The organism is Flavobacterium agrisoli (genome assembly GCF_016522065.1).
Taxonomy (GTDB): Bacteria; Bacteroidota; Bacteroidia; order Flavobacteriales; family Flavobacteriaceae; genus Flavobacterium; species Flavobacterium agrisoli.
The window spans coordinates 983,199-1,003,331 of sequence record NZ_JAEHFV010000001.1 but is presented as its reverse complement, the minus strand read 5'-3'; the positions used below and the strand labels follow the sequence as shown (position 1 = coordinate 1,003,331).

Below are 20,133 nucleotides of genomic sequence, written 5' to 3'. Positions count from 1 at the left end.
AAAATCCTGTTTCTCACGAGGCAGGATTTTTTTTTGATTGTAATTATATAAATATCCGATTAAATTCTGTTACTTCTTTAAATTTAAATCGCGTAATTTTCTTAACGCTGTATAATTAATTTAAAAAAGAAGAGATGAAATATTATAATCAAATTCTATTGTTTTTTGCTTCAATTTATTGTTTGTCAAGTTGTTCAAATAATAATGAAAGTTCGCAACCTGTATTACCCGAAACAGGAGATCCTGTAGAAAACCAAACTGCAAATACGAATTATGCTCCTGCATTTGTTGGTCAAACTCGAATTGGGAGTGTGACAACTTCCACACCAATTTCTATCGAAATGATTGCTTCGGGATTAGATAAACCGTGGGGGATTGTTTCTTTGCCAGATGGAAGATTATTAATTACTCAAAAAACCGGAACGATGCGAATAGCAAGTAATTCTGGTGAATTAAGCGCTCCTATAACAGGAATTCCAACCGTAAACAGTGCAGGTCAAGGTGGCTTATTAGGGGTGTGTATTGATCCAAATTTTAATTCTAATAAAATGATTTATTGGTCTTTTTCGGAAGCGGTTACTGGCGGTAATTGTACCTCGATAGCAAAAGGACAACTTTCAGAAGCAACAAATAAGGTAGAAAACGTTTCGGTTATCTATCGCGCTTTACCCGCTCACTCAAGCACCTTGCATTATGGTGGTCGTATATTGTTTGATGCTACTGGAAATTTGATTATAAGTACTGGTGAACGTTCAGATTTGGCAACAAGGCCTTTAGCCCAAGATGCTTCAACAAGTTTAGGAAAAATTATAAGAATTACAACTTCCGGGCAGCCTGCCTTAGGTAATCCTAAGTTTTCACAAGCCAATGCATTGCCAGAATTGTATTCTATCGGACATAGAAATCCTCAAGGGATAGCGCTTCACCCAATTACCGGCGATTTGTGGCAGAGCGAACATGGTCCTAGAGGAGGTGACGAAATTAACCGAGTGGAACCTGGAAAAAATTATGGCTGGCCTACAATTACTTATGGAATTGAATATGGAGGAGAAAAAATTGGAGATGGAATTCAGCAAAAAGAGGGACTAGAGCAACCTATTTATTATTGGGATCCAGTAGTTTCTCCGTCTGGAATTACTTTTTATAAGGGCAATAAAATTCCGGAGTGGGAAAACAATTTATTTATAGGCGCTTTAAGTGGGCAACATATTGTTCAATTGGTAATACAAAATAATAAAGTGGTGGGAGAAGAACGATTGCTTGCTTCTGAAAACCAACGTTTTCGCGATATAACCCAAGGAACCGATGGTGCTTTATATGCTATTACCGATGCTGGGCGTTTGTATAAAATTGATAAAAAATAAGAGTTATTTAGAATATTATAAAAAGAGTTTGATGGCAACTTTTAGATTGATTTTAGTAAAATCAGAAGATGAAATTAAACTCTTTTTTTTATTCCTGTATTTTATTTCTTTTTTGAACTTAAACCATAGTTTGGCAATGCGGTCATTTCAGCAATTTTAACAATTACATCCATCGCTTTTACCATACTCTCAACTGGCACATATTCGTATTTACCATGGAAATTATGCCCTCCGGCAAAAATGTTTGGGCAAGGTAAACCCATATACGATAATTGAGAACCATCAGTACCACCACGAATAGGTTTGATAATAGGTTTTATACCAATCGATTTCATCGCATTTTCGGCAATATCCACGATATGTTTAACAGGTAAAACCTTTTCTTTCATATTGTAATATTGATCTTTTATTTCGGCAATAGCGATATCTTCTCCGAATTTTTTTGCGAATTTTTTGTTTATTTTTTTAACGATTTTTTCAATTAAGATTTTTCGTTTTTCGAATTTTTTCTTGTTATGATCGCGAATAATAAGTTCAACAACAGTTTTTTCAATAGTTCCTGTTACATGATTCACGTGAAAAAATCCGTCATATCCTTTAGTTTCTTGAGGTATTTCATCTTTGGGTAATTCATTGATAAAGTCATTAGCAATCAACAACGAATTGATCATTTTTCCTTTGGCATAACCCGGATGCACGCTTTTACCACCGAAGATGATTTTTGCGCCAGCCGCATTAAAATTCTCGTATTCTAATTCACCAATTTGACTTCCATCCATTGTATAAGCCCATTCTGCACCAAATTTTTCAACATCAAAATGATGGGCACCACGACCAATTTCTTCATCGGGAGTAAATCCAATTCTGATTTTACCATGTTTAATTACTGGATTTTGAATTAAATACTCCATAGCCGATACAATTTCTGTAATTCCCGCTTTATCGTCGGCTCCCAAAAGGGTATTCCCATCGGTTGTAATTAAAGTTTGACCCTTATATTGTAACAAATCCTTAAAGTAACTAGGCGATAAGACGATGTTTTTTTCTTCGTTTAGTAAAATATCTTTTCCGTCATAATTTACAATAATTCGTGGCTTTACATTTGCGCCACTAAAATCAGGCGAAGTATCAAAATGGGATACAAAACCAATGGTCGGAACCTCATGTTCTACGTTGCTCGGAAGTGTAGCCATTATATAAGCCTTTTCATCAATAGTAACGTCTTGTAGGCCAATTGACTTGAGTTCTTCAACTAGTTTATTGGCTAAATCCCATTGTTTTGGAGTACTGGGAGTGGTTTGCGAATTTGGATCTGATTCGGTATCAATAGTTACATAACTAATAAAACGGTCTATGATATGTTGCATTTTTTTGTATTTTATGCAAAGATAGGTAATTTTAAAATTTGCTGTAAAATTAAAAAAGTATAAAAAAAGCTCCTTAATTCAGGAGCTTATATGGTTTATTTTACACATCTAAATCCGACATGGTTTGCGGGCGAATTAGCTTCCCCTTTTCCTCTTGTACCCACCATATAACGTGTGCAATATTGATCGGTGCATAAAAAAGAACCTCCGCGGTGAACGCGTTTTGGAGTATAAGGATCGGTAGAATCGCTATATTCTAAAGGTCCTTGTGGATTTCGGGCTACTGTGTTGGCATCTGCTAAAGTTTGGTAATAATCACGGCTATACCAATCCGAAACCCATTCCCAAACATTTCCACCAACATCATAAAGTCCATAAGGATTTGGTGTGTATTGAGCCGTAGGTGCAATCCCTGCATATCCATCCTCACCCGTGTCTCCATCAGCTACAGGAAATGTGCCTTCATAAATATTAGCTTGAAATTTCCCTTTTACTTTTAGGGTGTTTCCCCAAGCGTATAAATTTCCTGTTTTGCCTCCTCTAGCAGCAAATTCCCATTCTGCTTCCGTTGGTAGTCGTTTTCCAGCCCATTTAGCATAAGCCAAAGCATCTTGGTAAGCAATTTGAACTACAGGATAATTATCTTTTCCAACAATAGAACTATTAGCTCCAGTAGGATGTCTCCAATCGGCTCCTTGTTCATAGGACCACCATTGTAAAAAATCATTTAAAGCTACTTTTGATGGTGTTGGCTTAAAAACTACTGAACCTGCAATTAAATTTTCTTCAGGTGCATCGGGAAATTCTTCTCTTGTAGGTTTTTTTTCAGCATAGGTTATATATCCTGTCGCTTTAACAAATTCAGCAAATTGTTTATTAGTAACTTCTGTTTTATCCATCCAAAAACCATCTACATATACCCTGTGTATTGGGTTTGCATCGCTTGTTACACCTTTCACGCTACACAAACTTTCGTCTTCTACATTACTTCCCATAGAAAATTCACCTCCTGGAATCCAAACCATCCCTTCGGGAGTATTTCCTGGTTTATTGTTTTTATTTTCGACGGTTAATTCAAAAGGGGAGTTTGTATTTTCAGGAGCAGTATCCGTACAATCTTCGGTACTTGCTAATGATTTTTTATCTGCTATTTTAGTATAACCAAATGCCGCTCCAATAATTACAATGGTAGTAATTGCAGCAATCCAAAATGTTTTGGGTTTATTTGTTGTCATAAAAAGTAATTTAATAAACGTAAGAATAGTATTCAAATATACTTAAAAAAGACAAAAGACTTTCCAATTTTTAAATTGAAAAGTCTTTTAGTCTGAATGCTTGATTTATAAATTAGTTATCTTCTTCTACAAGAACAACCTCGTATTTTTGTTTTCCATCTACTTCTACAGGCTGGTAATATGTTTCTCCAAATTTCACATATTTCACATCGCCAAGTGTTACTTCTTCTCCTCCTTCGGGTAAATTATCCACTAATGTTCCTGCAGTAGGTTCAACTACGGTGTATTTTCCATCTGATTTTTCGTAATACGTTCCACCGTAATAATAATTATTAACGGTTCCTGTATTAACTGTTTCGGCGCCACTTGGAATATTATTAACAGTACCACCCACTGGAGCGGCTACTACTTGATAACCATTGTTGTAAGGTTGGTACCATACTCCTTGGTCGTAATGGTATTGTGTGTTTTCAATACTTACCACTACAGCTGTTACAGCTAAACTAGTTAAGAAAAAGCCCCACGGATGCCATACTGGTCCCCAATAAAATGGTCGATAAGGTCTTGGGTAGTAAGGATGGTAAGCATGATAACTATAACCACCATAACGATAGGGAGGTCTCGTATAAGGTCTGTTGTTTCTTCTTACAACGGTATTTCGGTTGTTGTGAACATTCATGTGTTTGCTATTATCAATGTTAACATTGACATTCTTTCTGCTTTTATCCACATTTACTTTGTTCCCTACGTTGGTTTTGTTTCCAATTTTTGTATTGCGGTCGCCTACAGTAGTTTTATTTCCAACCGAAGGTTTTTTATTATTGGCAATATTTCTATTAGTACCAGTTCCAATTTTAGACCCAGAGTTGTTGTTTATTTTTTTAACTCCCGAACTCGAAGGTTTTTTTATAGCTGGTTTTGATGCAGTTGAGGGTCTGGAAACAGTGTGATTTTGCGTGGGTCTAGAAACTGAATGGCTTTGCGCAGGCCTAGAAACATTGTGTGATTGCGCAGGTCGGGCTGCAGTGTGGCTAGCCGCAGGTCTAGATGGAGCAGGTCTTCGAGCGGCACCTCCTCGGTGTTGCGCAAATCCATCCATTGTAAAAATAAAAAGAGCACTAATCATGCAGATAAGTTGACCTTTTTTTAAATATACTTGTAAGTTTTTCATATTTGTTGTTTTAGTTTTTAAACATGAATAGGTGAAATTAGTAAGAACATCTGTACACAAAATTACTATTTTTTTATATATCAGGATTTAATTTTTGCAATTATCTTTCTTTAAAATATTGATATTGTTTCTTTTTAAAAATTGTGATGGTTTTTTTTTAGTTTTTGACTTAATGACGTAATTATAGTTTAAATATGTTTTGGAATTCTTAAATTTGCAGCCAAAAAAACTTCATGTATAAATTACTTATTCGCCCGATTCTCTTTTGGTTTGATCCTGAAGAAGTACATTATTTTACTTTTTCTACTATTAAATTTTTATCTAAAATACCTGGTATTGCGGCTTGTATTCGCGGTATTTTTAAAGTGAAAGACATTCGTTTAGAGCGAGAAGTTTTTGGAATTAAATTTGATAATCCGGTAGGATTAGCGGCGGGATTTGACAAAAATGCTGTCCTTTATAAAGAATTGGCCGATTTTGGATTTGGCTTTATAGAAATAGGAACGGTGACGCCTGTTGGACAAGAAGGAAACCCTAAAAAAAGATTGTTTCGACTGAAGGAAGATCAAGCTATTATCAATAGAATGGGGTTTAATAATGGAGGAGTAGAAGAAGTTATTAGTCGACTGAAAAAAAATAAAGGAACGTTAATAGGAGGAAATATCGGCAAGAATAAAGTGACTTCTAACGAAAATGCCGCTTCGGATTATATCATTTGCTTTGATGCTTTGTTTGATTATGTTGATTATTTCGTGGTAAACGTTAGTTCGCCTAATACACCCAATCTTCGAGCTTTGCAAGATAAAGAACCCTTGACCGCCTTATTGCAAACGCTTCAAAATCGCAATGCAGAAAAAATCAAATCGAAACCGATTTTGCTTAAAATTGCTCCGGATTTAACCGATGAGCAATTGTTGGATATTATCGATATCGTTAAAACAACTCAAATTGCGGGAGTTATTGCTACCAATACCACAATTTCTCGTGAAGGCCTTCAGTCTGAGAATAAAATTGAAGTAGGCGGAATGTCTGGTAAACCTTTAGCTAAACGTTCTACAGAGGTGATTCGTTTTCTTTCTGAAAAAAGTAACAAAGCCTTTCCTATTATTGGTGTCGGAGGTATTCATTCGGCAGAAGATGCGCTCGAAAAGTTAGATGCCGGAGCTTCGTTAGTGCAATTATACACTGGGTTTATTTACGAAGGCCCAGCTTTGATTAAAAAAATCAATAAAAAAATATTAGAAAGATTGTAAAACCAATTCGGTAAGCAATCCGATACAAATCGCTATTCCGAAACTTAACAGGCTGCCAATTAAAACGTATTCTGTTAATTTTCGGTCTTTGGCTTCTTTCAAATCTCCAAATCTAAAAATTGATTTTGCGGCCAGTAAAAAACCAATGGCTTCAAAATGATGTGTCAAAATAAAACAAAGTATTAGCAAGCGCTCTAAAATTCCGATAAAATTACCTGCGTTTGCCAACGAGTCGTCGGTAGTATTTTTGTTTTCGGGAGTCCAAATCGAAATGATGGTTTTAATGATGATTGAACACGGTTTGCTTACAAACACAACTGCTGTGATTACAACCCAAAAACCATTGCTAAATTCCTGAAATTCTAAACCTTTATTCTCGTATAATAAAGCAATTATGGCAAGAGAAACTATATGCGCTATTTGATCGATTATGAACCAAGTGCGTTTGTTTTTGCTTTTTTGAAAGTACAGTTTTACATAATCGATAAATCCATGTACGACTATTAGTAAAAGCGCAAAGCCTGCAAACATGGCATTTCCTATTAAAATCCAAGCTATAATTCCGTGTACAGCGGCATGAAGATATAAATAAATACTTTGCTGTTTTTTCTTTTCTTTATCGGCTACCCAAGCATTTGGTTGTAAGATAAAATCTCCAATTAAATGTGCTAAAATTAACTTTATAAATACAATCATCTTGAAATGGTTTTGATTTGATTTCTAAAATAAGCATCCAATTCAAGAATTAAATCAAAGTGTGCTCGTTTTTTTCGACGGCTCACTGCTGCTTGATTGATACCCAATTTTTTTCCTATTTCTTCTTGTGAAAATTCGGGATTTTGTATCGCGATTAACACCAATTCGGCAGCTTGAATCAACCAACTATCTATAAAAGTTAGTGCTAATTTTAGTTTTAAATTGAGATTGCTATCGAAATCAAAATTATTTGATTGCAAAGCCAAACTTGTTTTTTCCCTTTTTAAAGAATCAAAAATAGCTCCCGAGTTTACAAATGCGGAGCCGTTGCTTTGGCTTATTTTTTTGGAAGTATGATTTTTTTCTCCCAAGCCAATACCAATTCGGGCATCTAGTTTAACGGTTTTTAAATACGCTTTTATTAAAATAGCACATATAAAGGCATCCTCTGGATTTTGAATTTCAAGCTGAAACTCATCTCCTCTGTATATTTCCCATTGTTCCGAATTCATCGCAAGTTGGTTCAGTAGTGCTTTGAGCCCTATTATCCATAGCGCGCTATCCACACTTCTTGAGTTGATTATATCTCCTGTTAAAATGCTTGTCATATTCAAATATAGCTAATTATTTACAAAATGTGAACGTGTTTTATGTTTTAATATTACAAATATAGGTAATATTTTTATTTATTACTTTTTTGTGTAATATTTTGAAATATTACGAAATTGTGTAATGTAATAAAAAGGGGCATATTTTTTTATTCTGGAAAAATCCAACTAAATTAGCACTAGAAATAAAAAGCTTTGAGTCAAAAAATTAAAATTATCGAATGTCCGCGCGATGCCATGCAAGGTATAAAAACCTTTATTCCTACTCAAAAAAAGGTGTCGTATATTCAGGCACTGCTGCGAGTGGGTTTTGATACGATTGATTTTGGAAGTTTTGTTTCTCCTAAAGCAATTCCGCAAATGCAGGACACAGCCGAAGTTTTATCGCAATTGGATTTATCGCAAACAAGTAGTAAATTATTAGCTATTATTGCCAATACAAAGGGAGCGGCGTTGGCTTCGGAATTTCAACAAATACAATACCTAGGATTTCCTTTTTCTATTTCCGAAAATTTTCAAATGCGAAACACGCACAAAACGATTGCGCAATCTATCGTTACTTTAGAAGAAATTTTAGAAATAGCGTATAAAAAAGATAAAGATGTAGTAACGTATTTATCGATGGGTTTTGGCAATCCGTATGGAGACCCGTGGAATGTTGAAATTGTGGGCGAATGGACCGCCAAACTTTCTAATTTAGGAGTTAAAATATTATCACTTTCAGATACTGTGGGTACTGCCACTCCCGAGGTTATTGATTATTTGTTTGCCAATTTAATTCCAAAATACCCTGCAATAGAATTTGGGGCGCATTTGCACACTACTCCCGATTCCTGGTTTCCTAAAATTGATGCGGCTTACAAAGCTGGTTGTTTGCGTTTCGATGGTGCTATTCAAGGTTTTGGCGGATGTCCTATGGCCACCAATCATTTAACAGGCAACATGCCGACCGAAAAATTAATTTCTTATTTTACAGCAAATAAAACCTTTACTAATTGTAATAGTTTAAGTTTTGAAAGTGCTTATAACGAAGCTTCAAAATTATTTAGTACCTTTCAGTAAGAAATTTACTGAAATTAATATGTGGTATTTAAAAAAGTACAAACTTTTAAAAAACGGCTGGATATTTTTAATTTTTCTTTTGAGCGCTATCTCTTGCTCGAGTGAATTGGACTTTGACCAAGCAAACGACTTGAAATTAACACCAGTTTTCGTAGCGAACTTAACTTACTTTAACATTCCTGTTTCGGCTTTTATCGAAAATAATATTGATGGGGGAGTTGCTATTGATGTAGAGGATTTTAGTCCGTTTCGGGATGCTTTTTTTAGAAAAAATCTTAAAAAAACAGTTTTGAATTTCGAAGTCGAAAACTCGATTTCAAGGGCTTTTTCGGTAGATTTATTATTGTTGAATGAAAACAATATTCCGATAGATACCATCAGACTAAGTGTAGCAGCTTCTAACGGAACTACCGTTACTGTAAATCAAACAGTAGTTTTTGAAGGAGAACGACTCGAAGCCCTACAGCAAATGGCTCAAGTGGGATTTATTGTAAAAATGGCAGCAGGATCGCCATTAACTACAGATAGTGTGGGAAGTATCCAATTACGTTCGAGTGCTACCATTTATTTAGAAATAGAATGAAAAAAGTATTCTATTTCATAATTTGTTTTCTAGCTTTAAAAAGCCATGCGCAAAATAAACAAGTGCTGTATAATTTTGCTGGAATTCCGCAAACCTTGTTATCAAATCCGGGTAGCGATGTAAGTTACGAATGGTATGTGGGAATTCCTTTGTTATCTGGAATTTCGGCACAAGCAGGTAGTAATAGCGTTTCGGCTTATGATTTGTTTGCTAAAAACAATACCAATTTTAACGAGAAACTTCGAAATGCAATCTTTTTGAGTTCTCCAAAAGATAAAATTCTAGTAAACCAACAATTGGAGGTTTTTAGTGCCGGAATTAAATTAGGCGATTGGCAAAGTAATAGTTATTTGTCTTTTGGATTGTATCAAGAGTTTAATGTGTTGAGTTACATACCAAAAGATCCAGCGATTTTAGCTTTAGAAGGAAATCAAAATTACATGGGAAAATCGTTTCGGTTGAATGATATTAATTTTAAATCTGATTTGCTTTCGGTTTGGCATATTGGCTATCATAAAAAGGTTTCGAATCAACTCCTAATTGGCGGAAGAGCTAAAATTTATTCAAGTGGTTTTACTATTAATTCTACTCGCAATTCAGGTTATATTTATACAGATTATGATGATACTACGGTGTATAATCAAATTATTTCGTCTAATTTAGAAGTCCAAACTTCAAATGTATCCCAATTTTTAGAAGATGATTACAATGGAAAAATAGGTATCGATTTGGCTCAAAATACTTTTTTTAAAGGCAACTTAGGCATCGGTTTTGATTTGGGAGCAACCTATTATCCTAAACCAGAATGGCAAGTTACGGCAAGTATTTTAGATGTTGGATTTATTCGGCACACTAAAGATTTGGCAACGTATACTTATAAAGGGTATTACAAATACGAAGGAATAAATCCTAATTTTATTCCAAATGACGATCCCGATAATGTTATCAAGTCCTTTGAAGAAGCGATACCAAGAGATACATTGTATACCAAGTTTACAACATGGCGATCTGTAAAATGGAATGCTTCGGCGCAATATTCTTTCGGAAAGCCTCAATCTCAAAATTGTAATTGTACCACTTCCGAAAACAAGTATCAAAACGCTATTGGTTTGCAATTGTTTGCTATGAGTATGCCTAAAAATCCTTTTTTGGCCGCAACAGCATATTACCAACGTTCTCTTTTCGAGGCTTTGCAAGTAAAGGCTACTTACACGCTGGATACATTTTCGAAATCCAATATTGGGTTTGGACTTTCGGCAAATTTGGGTGCGTTGAACTTTTATACAATGGTCGATAATGTGTTAGAATATCGAGATGTATCCAAAGCCAATAGCTTGTCTTTTCAGTTGGGACTTAATTTTATTATTCCTCAAAAGACCCGTTATTTTGATTGAAAGATTGTACGGTCTTCGATTGGTAACTTTATAAAACTTGTTTCTTGCTGGATTATTCAAAGTAGCGTACTAAAATAATTATATAGAGGAGGAGTTTTAAAATCGGAATTTTACTATAATCAATTATCAAATCTTAATTTCTGGTCTTAAAAACATACAAGTTTTTAATATATTCACTATATTTGCACGCAATTCAACTAGAAATTGCACCATGATAGCACACAACACCAAGATTATCGGCGAAGGATTAACTTACGATGATGTATTATTAGTTCCCAACTATTCGAATGTGCTTCCTCGCGAAGTAAGTATCCAATCAAAATTTTCAAAAAACATCACTTTAAATGTTCCTATTGTATCTGCAGCAATGGATACAGTTACCGAAAGCGCTATGGCTATTGCTATGGCTCAAGAAGGAGGAATAGGTGTTTTACATAAAAATATGACTATTGAGCAACAAGCGGCCAAAGTTCGCAAGGTAAAAAGAGCAGAGTCAGGAATGATTTTGGATCCGGTTACGTTACCTATGAATTCTACCGTTGCAGATGCTAAAAACGCAATGAAAGAATTTGGAATTGGCGGAATCCCGATTGTTGATGAAAATAAAATCTTAAAAGGAATTGTAACCAATCGTGATTTGCGTTTCGAGAAAAACGGCGGAAGAGCTATTTCGGAGGTTATGACCAGCGAAAATTTAGTTACCGTGGCCGAAGGAACTTCTTTAGAACAAGCTGAAGTGGTTTTGCAAGGGCATAAAATTGAAAAATTACCAGTAGTAAACAGTGCTAACGAATTGGTAGGACTGATTACTTTTAGAGATATTACCAAATTAACACAAAAACCAATAGCCAATAAAGATATTTACGGGCGTTTGCGTGTGGCAGCTGCAATTGGTGTTACGGGAGATGCTGTTCAAAGAGCAGAAGCATTAGTAAATGCTGGGGTTGATGCGGTGATCATTGATACAGCTCACGGTCATACCGAAGGCGTTGTAAATGTTTTAAAAGAAGTGAAAGCTAAATTTCCTTCTATTGATGTAATCGTGGGAAATATTGCTACTCCAGAAGCAGCAAAATATTTGGTTGCTAACGGTGCAGATGGTGTAAAAGTAGGAATTGGGCCTGGGTCTATTTGTACGACACGTATCGTGGCAGGTGTTGGATTTCCTCAGTTTTCGGCGGTTTTAGAAGTGGCTTCTGCGCTTAAAGATACTGGAATTCCAGTTATTGCTGATGGTGGAATTCGTTATACCGGTGATATTCCAAAAGCTATTGCAGCAGGTGCCGATTGTGTGATGTTGGGTTCTTTATTAGCAGGTACCAAAGAGTCGCCAGGAGAGACCATCATTTTTGAAGGAAGAAAATTTAAGTCTTACCGTGGAATGGGTTCTGTGGAAGCCATGCAAGGTGGTTCTAAAGACCGTTATTTTCAAGATGTGGAAGATGATGTTAAAAAATTAGTTCCAGAAGGAATTGTAGGACGTGTACCATACAAAGGCGAATTGAACGAAAGTATGTTGCAATTTATAGGAGGTTTACGCGCAGGAATGGGATATTGCGGTGCTAAGGATATCGAAACGTTGAAAGAAAACGGGCGTTTTGTTCGTATTACTTCAAGCGGAATTACCGAGAGCCACCCACATAACGTAACTATCACGAAAGAAGCTCCTAATTATTCTAGATAATTTTTTTCAGTAAATAAAAAATAAACCCTCAAGAGTTACCTTCTTTTGAGGGCTTTTTTTTATAATCAAGTTTCTTTTTTTGAAATAGTATTGTGTTCCGAAGCGTAAAAGTGTTTGAAGAAAACATTGTGTTTGAGGATCTTTTTAATTTTAGAAAATCCTTTAGAGTTTGGTCGGTAATCTTTTAGTAATTTTACGAATCTAAAAAAATAAAAATGAATTTGAATAAAGAGGAGATTTTGCAGCTTTGTCAAAAAGTATCTCAAAATACTTTAATGCAAACCTTACAAATTGAATATATCGATGCTGGATCTGATTTTTTAAAAGCCAAAATGCCTGTAAATACTAGCGTTCATCAACCAATGGGGCTGTTACATGGCGGTGCATCTGTGGCTTTGGCTGAGAGCGTAGGGAGTATGGCGTCTTACTTTTTTGTTAATCCTGAAGAATTTGAAGTGCGCGGCATCGAAATTTCGGCCAATCATTTAAAAAGTATACGCGAAGGTTTTGTTTTTGGCACAGCCAAGCTTATTCACAAAGGAAGAACTTTGCATTTGTGGGAAATTAAAATTACAGACGAAGCCGATAACCTTATTTCACTTTGTAAACTTACCAATATCGTTTTGGATAAAAAGAAAAACAATAGGTAAGGATGATACATTTTTTTGATAAAATTAAACAACATAAAAGTCAAAATTTGCCTTTTGTGATGTACAGCAAGCCCAGTTCTGAATCCGTTTTTGCTCTTTTACAATCCAATGCTACATTGTGTAAAGTGGAAGATTTTACTGAAAAAGGATTCGTTTTTGCTTCTTTTGATGGGAGTCAAGCTTTTTTAATCCCCCAAAGTTTATCCGAAATAATTCAAACTACTTTTGAGTGTAAATCAATTTCATCAACGCAACAATTACCTGTTTTATATGAAAAGGAAACTCAAGCAAATTTTGAAAATTTGGTTCAGTCCGGAATTGAAGCTATAAAAAAAGGAGAATTTAAAAAGGTTGTTTTATCCCGAGAAGAAGTAATTGAACTTCCGAATTTTGATTTTATTAGCTTTTTTGAGGATTTACTTTCGCTATACCAATCTACATTTGTTTATTGCTTTTTTCATCCAGAAATTGGCTTTTGGATGGGTGCAACACCGGAACAATTGTTACAAGTAAATCAGCATACTTTTGAAACAACGGCACTAGCCGGAACACAAAAAGAGGCTGGTTTGGATTCGGAAATTGTTTGGCAACAAAAAGAAAAAGAAGAGCAGCAGTATGTGACGGATTTTATTTTAAAGAAATTAAAAAAAGTAGCAACCGATGTTGTGGTAAGCCAGCCGTATAGTTTAAAAGCGGGTGCCATTTGGCATATAAAAACCGATATTTCGGGCAAAATGAATTCGAATTCAAGTATAAAAGATATTTTGGATTTATTACATCCTACACCCGCCGTTTGTGGTTTGCCAAAGAAAAAAGCAATGGAATTTATTTTGGATAAAGAACCCTATAATCGGACTTTTTACAGTGGTTTTTTAGGTGAATTGAATACTAATTTTGAAAAGAAAACCAACGGCTCGGATTTATTTGTTAATTTACGCTGTATGCAAATTCAAGAAAATCAAGCCAAATTATATATGGGCTGTGGCATCACGCAAGATAGTATTCCAGAAAAGGAATGGGAGGAAAGTGTCAATAAATCACAAACAATGAAAAGGGGATTGGGAAATAGATAAAAGAAGGAAGAAAGAAGAATATAGGGTTTATAAAACGATAGCTCTTTTTGAAATTTTCCGACCAATTAAATTAAATGATAAAAATTAAACAAATGAAACTAGATATTTTAGCCTTTGGAGCTCACCCAGACGATGTAGAATTAGGTTGTGCGGGAACTATTTTAAAAGAAGTTTCTTTAGGTAAAAAAGTAGGTATTGTAGACTTAACTCGTGGTGAATTAGGAACTCGTGGTTCTGCTGAAATTCGAGATGAAGAAGCGGCAGCAGCGGCAAAAATATTGGGTGTTCAAGTTAGAGAAAACTTACGCATGCGTGATGGTTTTTTTATTAATGATGAAAAGCACCAACTCGAAGTCATCAAGATGATTCGTAAATACCAACCCGAAATTGTCTTATGTAATGCTATTGACGATCGACATATTGATCATGGTAGAGCAAGTAAATTGGTTTCGGATGCTTGTTTTTTATCGGGTTTAAGGAAAATTGAAACCGAATTAAACGGTGAAAAACAATTGCATTGGCGCCCCAAAGTAGTGTATCATTATATTCAATGGAAAAATATAGAACCTGATTTTGTTGTGGATATTACCGGTTTTGAGGATAAAAAAATCGATTCGGTTTTAGCATATAAAACACAATTTTATAATGAATATTCGAATGAACCCGCTACGCCTATTACGAGTAAAAACTTTTTAGAGAGTTTAAATTATCGAGCTAAAGACTTTGGTCGATTGGTTGGAGTCGATTTTGCTGAAGGTTTTACTGTAGAGAGGTATTTGGCGGTCAATAGTTTAGCAGATTTGATTTAAAAAAGTATGTTTTTTTTCGATTTTTTATTTGCGGAAGTAAACATTAGTTGTATATTTGCAACCGCTAAGCAAAATGGTGGTTGTAGCTCAGCTGGTTAGAGTAGCGGTTTGTGGTGCCGCGGGTCGCCGGTTCGAACCCGGTCAGCCACCCAGAATTAAAGCCTTGAAGAAATTCAAGGCTTTTTTTGTTAATAGAGCTTAATAGTTAAAGCGAAATATCCCATTGTATCCTAAAACGCCAACCATCAGCGTAAGGTAGTGTTACATCTTACGAATCAAAATGGCTAACTTCTGCGGTTAATTTGTTTTTATGCCCTTTAAAGAAATAATTAAAAGCGAGGGAAGATTCTGTTTGAAGATTTTCTTCCAATGTTTTATCAGGTCGATATACACCATGTCTTCCGGCAATTTCGAGGTGTTCCGGTACCCATGACAAAATGTTATGAAAAAAATAACCCGCTTGTATATAATAGCCTGTTAGCTGTGTTAATTGGTCGTTATTGTATTTGTCGATAATATTTTTATGATGCCATTCGGTTTGCCAAGAAATACCCCGATACATAAAAGCAGTTTCTAAATTGTACTGATTTACTCTATATTGTCCTACATTTTGTTCTTCAAAACCTTCAAGTGAACCACCTCCGGATTGTGAAAAACGAGTATAAGGACTACGGTTTGTAATTCCTGATAAGGCTATAATTGCAGTTGGTTTTTCATGAAATTCTAAGTCGCCACCTTCAAAATCAAGTGGTCTACCTAAAAAATTCCATTGCGCTCTCCCAAAATACATTAAGTGGTTGTCATCATTTTTGGAACTTCCTCTACCAGTTCCTGTTAAAGCCGCAAACCAATAGTTGAAATCGGCAATGCCTTTTCCTTTCAAATGACCATAAATTTCAACTCCTAATTGTCTGTCAACAGTAAAGGGTCGGTTTAATATTGATCGTTCTACCATTTGCTGTTCGCCACTGCTTATAAAACGTTCCCGGGTAAACTCGGTTTTCCATTGGCCAACTTTAAAACTCAACCAATCCCATTTTTCTATCATGATTCTAAAATCGAGCAAATTCGATTGGCTCAATTCGTATTCCCAATAATATTTCAACCAAGGTTCAAAGGCATGTCCGCCTACTTTTAATCGCGCTCTGTTAATTTTAAAAGTAGTTTGTTTAATTTGATTGTAGTCGTCATAAGTAAGTGGATCTACATCATATGGCGTTGAAAAACGAAATTGTAATCTGCTTTGTAGTTGAAAAAGAAATTTATTATCCTTGGTTTGCAATTCAATCCCTTTTTTACCATAACTCACTTTCATTAGTTTCGTGGTGTCTTTTTTAAATTCTTGCGAATGCGAAAGGACACTTAAAGAAAGTAAAAGAATACAAAAAATTTGTTTCTTTTGACTAATAATAATATGGTGGACTAATCTAAAATATTTAAACATACAAATTAGGAATTTGAAACCATTAACGGAGTAAGCTATCAAGTTCAAATTTAATTATTTATTAAATAATAGTAGATTTTCCTGTAAAAAAGAGATTAATTGTGTTTACTTAAAATAAAATATCTTGTAACGCAGGATGTTTGTCAAAATATCCTTTAGCAAAAGGACAAAGCGGAATAATTTTTAAATTATTGCTTTTTGCAAATTCTACCGCCGCTATAACCAATTTTTTCCCCACACCTTGTCCGTTAAAACTTTCCTTCACTTCGGTGTGGTCAATTATAAATTTATCTTCTCCTGCCCAGGTATAGGTCATTTTTCCTGCTTCTTGATTTGATTCAACAGCTTTGAAATAGCCGTTTTTAACATCGTTGATTTGTTGAATTTCCATAACTATGATTCTAATTTGTTTTCGATTTTTATTTGATTTAAGAGTATTTTGTGTATCGGACATTTTTTTGAAATATCAAATAAGCATTGTCTTTGAGCTGCATCTAAATCACCAAATAATTTAATATTAAGTTGAAAGCGAGTTGTTTCATCTTCTTCTTTTACTAAATTGGCTTCTACAATGACATCGACTAAATTCCATTCTTTACGTTGCGCATACATCCGAAGTGTTATAGCAGTGCAAGAGGCTAGGGCAGAAGCGAGTAACTCACTAGGCGAAAAACCTAAATTTTCTCCTCCAAGTTCTTCGGGTTCATCGGCAATTAAAGTGTTGCCGCTTGTTGAGCGAATGGTGGTTTTGTAATTACTAAGACCGATGTGTGCCGAGATGGTTTCCATACATTATTTTTTAAAAGGTTTAGGTAAAGGCACAAATTCGGTTTCGTTGGGCACTTTAGGAAAAAGTTGTGCTTCCCAATCTTGTTTTGCTTTTTCAATCCGATTTTTATCAGAAGAAACAAAATTCCAATAAATAAAATGTTCTTCAGGAAAAGGAGTTCCTCCAAAAATATAAATAGTCGAATTCGCATTTATTTCAAATTCACACAAACTACTGTCGTTCGTAATCAAAATTTGTTTGGGACCAAAAACTTGATTGTTGCTGGTGATACTTCCTTCTAAAATATACAAACCACTTTCGCCGTATAATTGATTTCCAATAGAAATGGTTTTGTCTTTTGAACTTTTTATTTCGATAAAATACAAATCACTATGAACAGGTACAGGAGATTTTTTACCTAAAGCAGTTCCAGCAATGACTTTATAAGTTACATCATCTTCTTCCCATTGCGGAATTGCATTGGCTTCAATATGTGTAAAATGAGGTTCCATTTCTTCTAATTCTTTCGGTAGTGCCACCCAAATTTGTAATCCGTGTAACATTTTTTCTGAAGTGCGAAGGTATTCGGGAGTGCGTTCGGAATGTACAATGCCTTTTCCGGCTGTCATCCAATTTACAGCACCGGGTTTTATTTCGAGTTCTGTACCCAAACTATCGCGATGTAAAATGCTGCCTTCGAATAAATAAGTTAACGTAGATAAACCAATATGTGGATGAGGAGGAACATCTAAATTTTCGTATTCTTTTAAACAGGCTGGTCCCATATGATCAATAAAGACAAATGGACCAACGGCTCTTTTTTCCCGAAAGGGTAACAAACGGCCTACTAGAAAATTGCCGATATTGGCTGCTTTTTCTTCTATTATTAAATTGATATTAGACATAGTTTATGGTTTTTAATTTTTCAAATGTAAAGCTGTATGGGTTGTTTTCAGGTTAATCTAGGTTAAGAAAATTAGGTGTTAAAGTTGCTTTTCTGAATTCGGATTGCGTTTAAAATGGCTAAAAATGCGACACCCACATCGGCAAAAACAGCTTCCCACATGGTGGCCAAACCGCCGGCTCCTAATGCTAATACTATGAATTTAACTACAAAAGCCATTGCAATATTTTGCCAAACAATTTGTTTGGTTTTTTTAGCAATTTGAATAGCTGTACTGATTTTATGAAGTTGATCATTTTGAATGACCACATCAGCGGTTTGAATGGCTGCATCACTTCCTAAACCGCCCATTGCTATGCCAACATCGGCTAATGCAATAACAGGCGCATCATTCACTCCATCTCCCACAAAGGCAATTTTAAGGTTTTGTTTTTTTAATTCATTTACTTTATCGACTTTATCTTCGGGTAATAAATTGCCGTAAGCTTTCAAAATTCCCAATTCTTTTGCAACGGCATTAACGACTTTTTCTTTATCGCCAGATAAAACTACAGCAGCAATGTTTTGTTTGGTTAGCTGTTGTATGGTTGTTTTCGCATCTTCTTTTAGTTCGTCTGCAATTACAAAATATCCAGAAAATTGATTGTTGATAGCTACGACAATTAAGGTATACGGAATATCATCTAAAGTTTTATCATAGGTAATATTGAATTTTTGTAAAAGCTTGGTGTTTCCAACAAGAACTGTTTGTCCATTTACGATTCCTTTAAGACCATGTCCAGCAATTTCTTCTATTCCGCTAGCCGTAATTTGCGGAACTTTTTCTTTAGCAAAAGCAACTATAGCCGAAGCAACAGGATGAGTGGATTGTGTTTCTAAAGCCGCAGTATACTGAATTAATTCGGTTTCGGAGGTATTTACAGGAACTACTTTTTGGACTTTAAATAAGCCTTTGGTGAGCGTTCCTGTTTTATCCAATACAACTGTATTGAGGTTGGCCATTGCATCTAAAAAAACGGCACCTTTAAATAAAATACCATTTTTGCTCGCGGCTCCAATTCCGCCAAAGTAACCCAACGGAATAGAAATTACCAAGGCACAAGGACATGAAATTACCAGGAAAACCAACGCTCGATAAAGCCAATCTTTAAAAATATAATCTTCAATAAAAAAGTAGGGAAGGAGGCAAATTAGAACTGCCAAAACGGTTACAATTGGTGTGTAAATTTTAGCGAATTTGCGAATAAATAATTCGGTTGGTGCTTTTTTTGAGGTTGCCTCTTGTACTAATTCTAAAATTTTAGACAACTTACTATCCGAGTAAACGTTGGTAACTTTTATTTGAACTACGGTATTCAAATTAATCATTCCGGCCAAAACAGTTTCGTTTTGATGTTTGGTATCCGGAGTACTTTCGCCAGTTAAAGCGGCAGTGTTAAAAGAAGCTTTTTCGGATAGAAGAACGCCATCTAATGCAGCTTTTTCGCCCGCACGAAGCTCGATAATAGAACCGATAGATACGTTAGCTGCGGCTACCTTTTTGGGAATACTGTTTTCTAGTACAGTAACTTCATCAGGACGTTGATCGAGTAAGTTTTTAATGTTGGTTTTGGCTTTGTTAACTGCTATATTTTGAAGGTTTTCGCCCAAGGTATAAAATAACATAACAGCAACTCCTTCGGGATATTCGCCAATTACAAAAGCACCAATTGTAGCAATGCTCATCAAGAAAAATTCTGAAAATAACTCACCATTACGAGCACTCTCAAACGCTTCTTTAACTACTGGAAATCCAACAGGTAGAAAAGCACTTAAATACCAAATGAAACGAATTTCATTTTGAAACCAATTTGGGTTAGTGTAATTATCCCAAATAATTCCGGTAATTAAAAGTAAAAATGTGAGTAGGGCAGGAAGAAAAATACGGAATTTGGTAGGGCTGTTTTCTTCAAAATGAGCGTTTTCATGATCATGAGAGCAGCATCCTTCTGTGTTTTTAGTTGATGAATTTTGATGATTATGTTGACTCATATTTTATTTTGTTTTGGAAATGAGTCCTTAATTTAC

Annotated in this window: 19 protein-coding genes and 1 tRNA gene; 10 read left to right on the top strand and 10 right to left on the bottom strand. The window is 35.1% G+C overall.

All coding sequences use genetic code 11. From position 1 onward, the window contains the following. The first annotated feature begins 134 nt into the window (after positions 1-134). Positions 135-1,364, top strand: a complete 1,230-nt coding sequence (locus tag I5M07_RS04290) for a PQQ-dependent sugar dehydrogenase (RefSeq protein WP_200104956.1) — start codon at positions 135-137, stop codon at positions 1,362-1,364. Positions 1,365-1,465: 101 nt separating this feature from the next. On the opposite strand, the gene pepT is transcribed toward I5M07_RS04290, so the two are convergent. The 3 genes from pepT to I5M07_RS04275 all read right to left on the bottom strand — a co-directional run bounded on the left by pepT (position 1,466) and on the right by I5M07_RS04275 (position 5,137). Next, entirely contained in the window at positions 1,466-2,731 is a 1,266-nt protein-coding gene (gene pepT, locus I5M07_RS04285) for a peptidase T (protein ID WP_200104955.1), read from the bottom strand. Positions 2,732-2,826: 95 nt separating this feature from the next. Next, the gene (locus I5M07_RS04280; RefSeq protein WP_200104954.1) at positions 2,827-3,966 is read right to left on the bottom strand and encodes a formylglycine-generating enzyme family protein; all 1,140 of its coding nucleotides are present in this window, start codon (positions 3,964-3,966) and stop codon (positions 2,827-2,829) included. Between the two features lie 112 nt (positions 3,967-4,078). Next, positions 4,079-5,137 carry a DUF6515 family protein gene (locus tag I5M07_RS04275; RefSeq protein WP_200104953.1) on the bottom strand — a complete coding sequence of 353 codons (1,059 nt, stop codon included), beginning with the start codon at positions 5,135-5,137 and terminating at the stop codon, positions 4,079-4,081. 233 nt (positions 5,138-5,370) lie between these two features. On the opposite strand from I5M07_RS04275, the gene I5M07_RS04270 reads away from it, so the two are divergent. Further along, positions 5,371-6,390, top strand: a complete 1,020-nt coding sequence (locus I5M07_RS04270) for a quinone-dependent dihydroorotate dehydrogenase (RefSeq protein ID WP_200104952.1) — start codon at positions 5,371-5,373, stop codon at positions 6,388-6,390. Here I5M07_RS04270 and I5M07_RS04265 read toward each other — a convergent pair. Together I5M07_RS04265 and I5M07_RS04260 are read right to left on the bottom strand one after the other, a co-directional pair. Next, complete coding sequence (locus tag I5M07_RS04265; RefSeq protein ID WP_200104951.1) at positions 6,376-7,086, bottom strand: DUF3307 domain-containing protein; 711 nt, start codon at positions 7,084-7,086, stop codon at positions 6,376-6,378. The two genes, I5M07_RS04270 and I5M07_RS04265, sit on opposite strands and share 15 nt — an antisense overlap. Beyond that, the gene (locus I5M07_RS04260) at positions 7,083-7,694 is read right to left on the bottom strand and encodes a SatD family protein (protein ID WP_200104950.1); all 612 of its coding nucleotides are present in this window, start codon (positions 7,692-7,694) and stop codon (positions 7,083-7,085) included. Before I5M07_RS04260 ends, I5M07_RS04265 begins: the two co-directional genes overlap by 4 nt. A 195-nt stretch (positions 7,695-7,889) precedes the next feature. Here I5M07_RS04260 and I5M07_RS04255 point away from each other — a divergent pair, with 195 nt between their 5' ends. From I5M07_RS04255 to I5M07_RS04220, 8 genes are all read left to right on the top strand, one after another. Further along, positions 7,890-8,756 carry a beta/alpha barrel domain-containing protein gene (locus I5M07_RS04255; protein ID WP_200104949.1) on the top strand — a complete coding sequence of 289 codons (867 nt, stop codon included), beginning with the start codon at positions 7,890-7,892 and terminating at the stop codon, positions 8,754-8,756. A gap of 79 nt (positions 8,757-8,835) precedes the next feature. Then, positions 8,836-9,339: a hypothetical protein gene (locus I5M07_RS04250; protein ID WP_233621936.1), complete on the top strand. Its 504-nt coding sequence runs from the start codon at positions 8,836-8,838 to the stop codon at positions 9,337-9,339. Further along, positions 9,336-10,733 (top strand): DUF5723 family protein, encoded by a 1,398-nt coding sequence (locus I5M07_RS04245; protein WP_200104947.1) that lies wholly within the window; start codon positions 9,336-9,338, stop codon positions 10,731-10,733. The genes I5M07_RS04250 and I5M07_RS04245 overlap by 4 nt, the downstream gene beginning before the upstream one ends. A gap of 211 nt (positions 10,734-10,944) precedes the next feature. Next, on the top strand, positions 10,945-12,417 hold the full coding sequence (gene guaB, locus I5M07_RS04240; protein ID WP_200104946.1) for an IMP dehydrogenase: 1,473 nt from the start codon (positions 10,945-10,947) through the stop codon (positions 12,415-12,417). Between the two features lie 215 nt (positions 12,418-12,632). Then, a complete protein-coding gene (locus I5M07_RS04235) occupies positions 12,633-13,067 on the top strand; it encodes a PaaI family thioesterase (protein WP_200104945.1) in 435 nt (144 codons plus the stop codon). A 2-nt stretch (positions 13,068-13,069) separates the two neighbouring features. Beyond that, positions 13,070-14,140, top strand: coding sequence for an isochorismate synthase (locus tag I5M07_RS04230; RefSeq protein ID WP_200104944.1), 1,071 nt, complete (start codon positions 13,070-13,072; stop codon positions 14,138-14,140). A 92-nt stretch (positions 14,141-14,232) separates the two neighbouring features. Next, complete coding sequence (gene bshB1, locus I5M07_RS04225; RefSeq protein ID WP_200104943.1) at positions 14,233-14,949, top strand: bacillithiol biosynthesis deacetylase BshB1; 717 nt, start codon at positions 14,233-14,235, stop codon at positions 14,947-14,949. A gap of 76 nt (positions 14,950-15,025) precedes the next feature. Next, positions 15,026-15,099: transfer RNA gene (locus tag I5M07_RS04220), tRNA-His, on the top strand. Between the two features lie 118 nt (positions 15,100-15,217). Here I5M07_RS04220 and I5M07_RS04215 read toward each other — a convergent pair. The 5 genes from I5M07_RS04215 to I5M07_RS04195 all read right to left on the bottom strand — a co-directional run bounded on the left by I5M07_RS04215 (position 15,218) and on the right by I5M07_RS04195 (position 20,097). Further along, positions 15,218-16,393: an OprO/OprP family phosphate-selective porin gene (locus tag I5M07_RS04215; protein ID WP_233621935.1), complete on the bottom strand. Its 1,176-nt coding sequence runs from the start codon at positions 16,391-16,393 to the stop codon at positions 15,218-15,220. Between the two features lie 109 nt (positions 16,394-16,502). Next, positions 16,503-16,784 carry a GNAT family N-acetyltransferase gene (locus tag I5M07_RS04210; protein ID WP_200104942.1) on the bottom strand — a complete coding sequence of 94 codons (282 nt, stop codon included), beginning with the start codon at positions 16,782-16,784 and terminating at the stop codon, positions 16,503-16,505. Between the two features lie 2 nt (positions 16,785-16,786). Then, a complete protein-coding gene (locus I5M07_RS04205; protein WP_200104941.1) occupies positions 16,787-17,182 on the bottom strand; it encodes an OsmC family protein in 396 nt (131 codons plus the stop codon). A gap of 3 nt (positions 17,183-17,185) precedes the next feature. Further along, positions 17,186-18,067, bottom strand: coding sequence for a pirin family protein (locus tag I5M07_RS04200; protein WP_200104940.1), 882 nt, complete (start codon positions 18,065-18,067; stop codon positions 17,186-17,188). A 71-nt stretch (positions 18,068-18,138) separates the two neighbouring features. Then, positions 18,139-20,097: a heavy metal translocating P-type ATPase gene (locus I5M07_RS04195; protein WP_200104939.1), complete on the bottom strand. Its 1,959-nt coding sequence runs from the start codon at positions 20,095-20,097 to the stop codon at positions 18,139-18,141. Positions 20,098-20,133: the final 36 nt, after the last annotated feature.

Bases quoted from the DNA above. Each gene is read 5' to 3' on its own strand.
- I5M07_RS04215 (WP_233621935.1), bottom strand. From the start codon at position 16,393: ATGTTTAAATATTTTAGATTAGTCCACCATATTATTATTAGTCAAAAG.
- I5M07_RS04265 (WP_200104951.1), bottom strand. From the start codon at position 7,086: ATGATTGTATTTATAAAGTTAATTTTAGCACATTTAATTGGAGATTTT.
- I5M07_RS04210 (WP_200104942.1), bottom strand. From the start codon at position 16,784: ATGGAAATTCAACAAATCAACGATGTTAAAAACGGCTATTTCAAAGCT.
- I5M07_RS04270 (WP_200104952.1), top strand. From the start codon at position 5,371: ATGTATAAATTACTTATTCGCCCGATTCTCTTTTGGTTTGATCCTGAA.
- I5M07_RS04195 (WP_200104939.1), bottom strand. From the start codon at position 20,097: ATGAGTCAACATAATCATCAAAATTCATCAACTAAAAACACAGAAGGA.
- pepT (WP_200104955.1), bottom strand. From the start codon at position 2,731: ATGCAACATATCATAGACCGTTTTATTAGTTATGTAACTATTGATACC.
- I5M07_RS04275 (WP_200104953.1), bottom strand. From the start codon at position 5,137: ATGAAAAACTTACAAGTATATTTAAAAAAAGGTCAACTTATCTGCATG.
- I5M07_RS04245 (WP_200104947.1), top strand. From the start codon at position 9,336: ATGAAAAAAGTATTCTATTTCATAATTTGTTTTCTAGCTTTAAAAAGC.
- I5M07_RS04260 (WP_200104950.1), bottom strand. From the start codon at position 7,694: ATGACAAGCATTTTAACAGGAGATATAATCAACTCAAGAAGTGTGGAT.
- guaB (WP_200104946.1), top strand. From the start codon at position 10,945: ATGATAGCACACAACACCAAGATTATCGGCGAAGGATTAACTTACGAT.
- I5M07_RS04200 (WP_200104940.1), bottom strand. From the start codon at position 18,067: ATGTCTAATATCAATTTAATAATAGAAGAAAAAGCAGCCAATATCGGC.
- bshB1 (WP_200104943.1), top strand. From the start codon at position 14,233: ATGAAACTAGATATTTTAGCCTTTGGAGCTCACCCAGACGATGTAGAA.
- I5M07_RS04205 (WP_200104941.1), bottom strand. From the start codon at position 17,182: ATGGAAACCATCTCGGCACACATCGGTCTTAGTAATTACAAAACCACC.
- I5M07_RS04290 (WP_200104956.1), top strand. From the start codon at position 135: ATGAAATATTATAATCAAATTCTATTGTTTTTTGCTTCAATTTATTGT.
- I5M07_RS04280 (WP_200104954.1), bottom strand. From the start codon at position 3,966: ATGACAACAAATAAACCCAAAACATTTTGGATTGCTGCAATTACTACC.
- I5M07_RS04230 (WP_200104944.1), top strand. From the start codon at position 13,070: ATGATACATTTTTTTGATAAAATTAAACAACATAAAAGTCAAAATTTG.
- I5M07_RS04235 (WP_200104945.1), top strand. From the start codon at position 12,633: ATGAATTTGAATAAAGAGGAGATTTTGCAGCTTTGTCAAAAAGTATCT.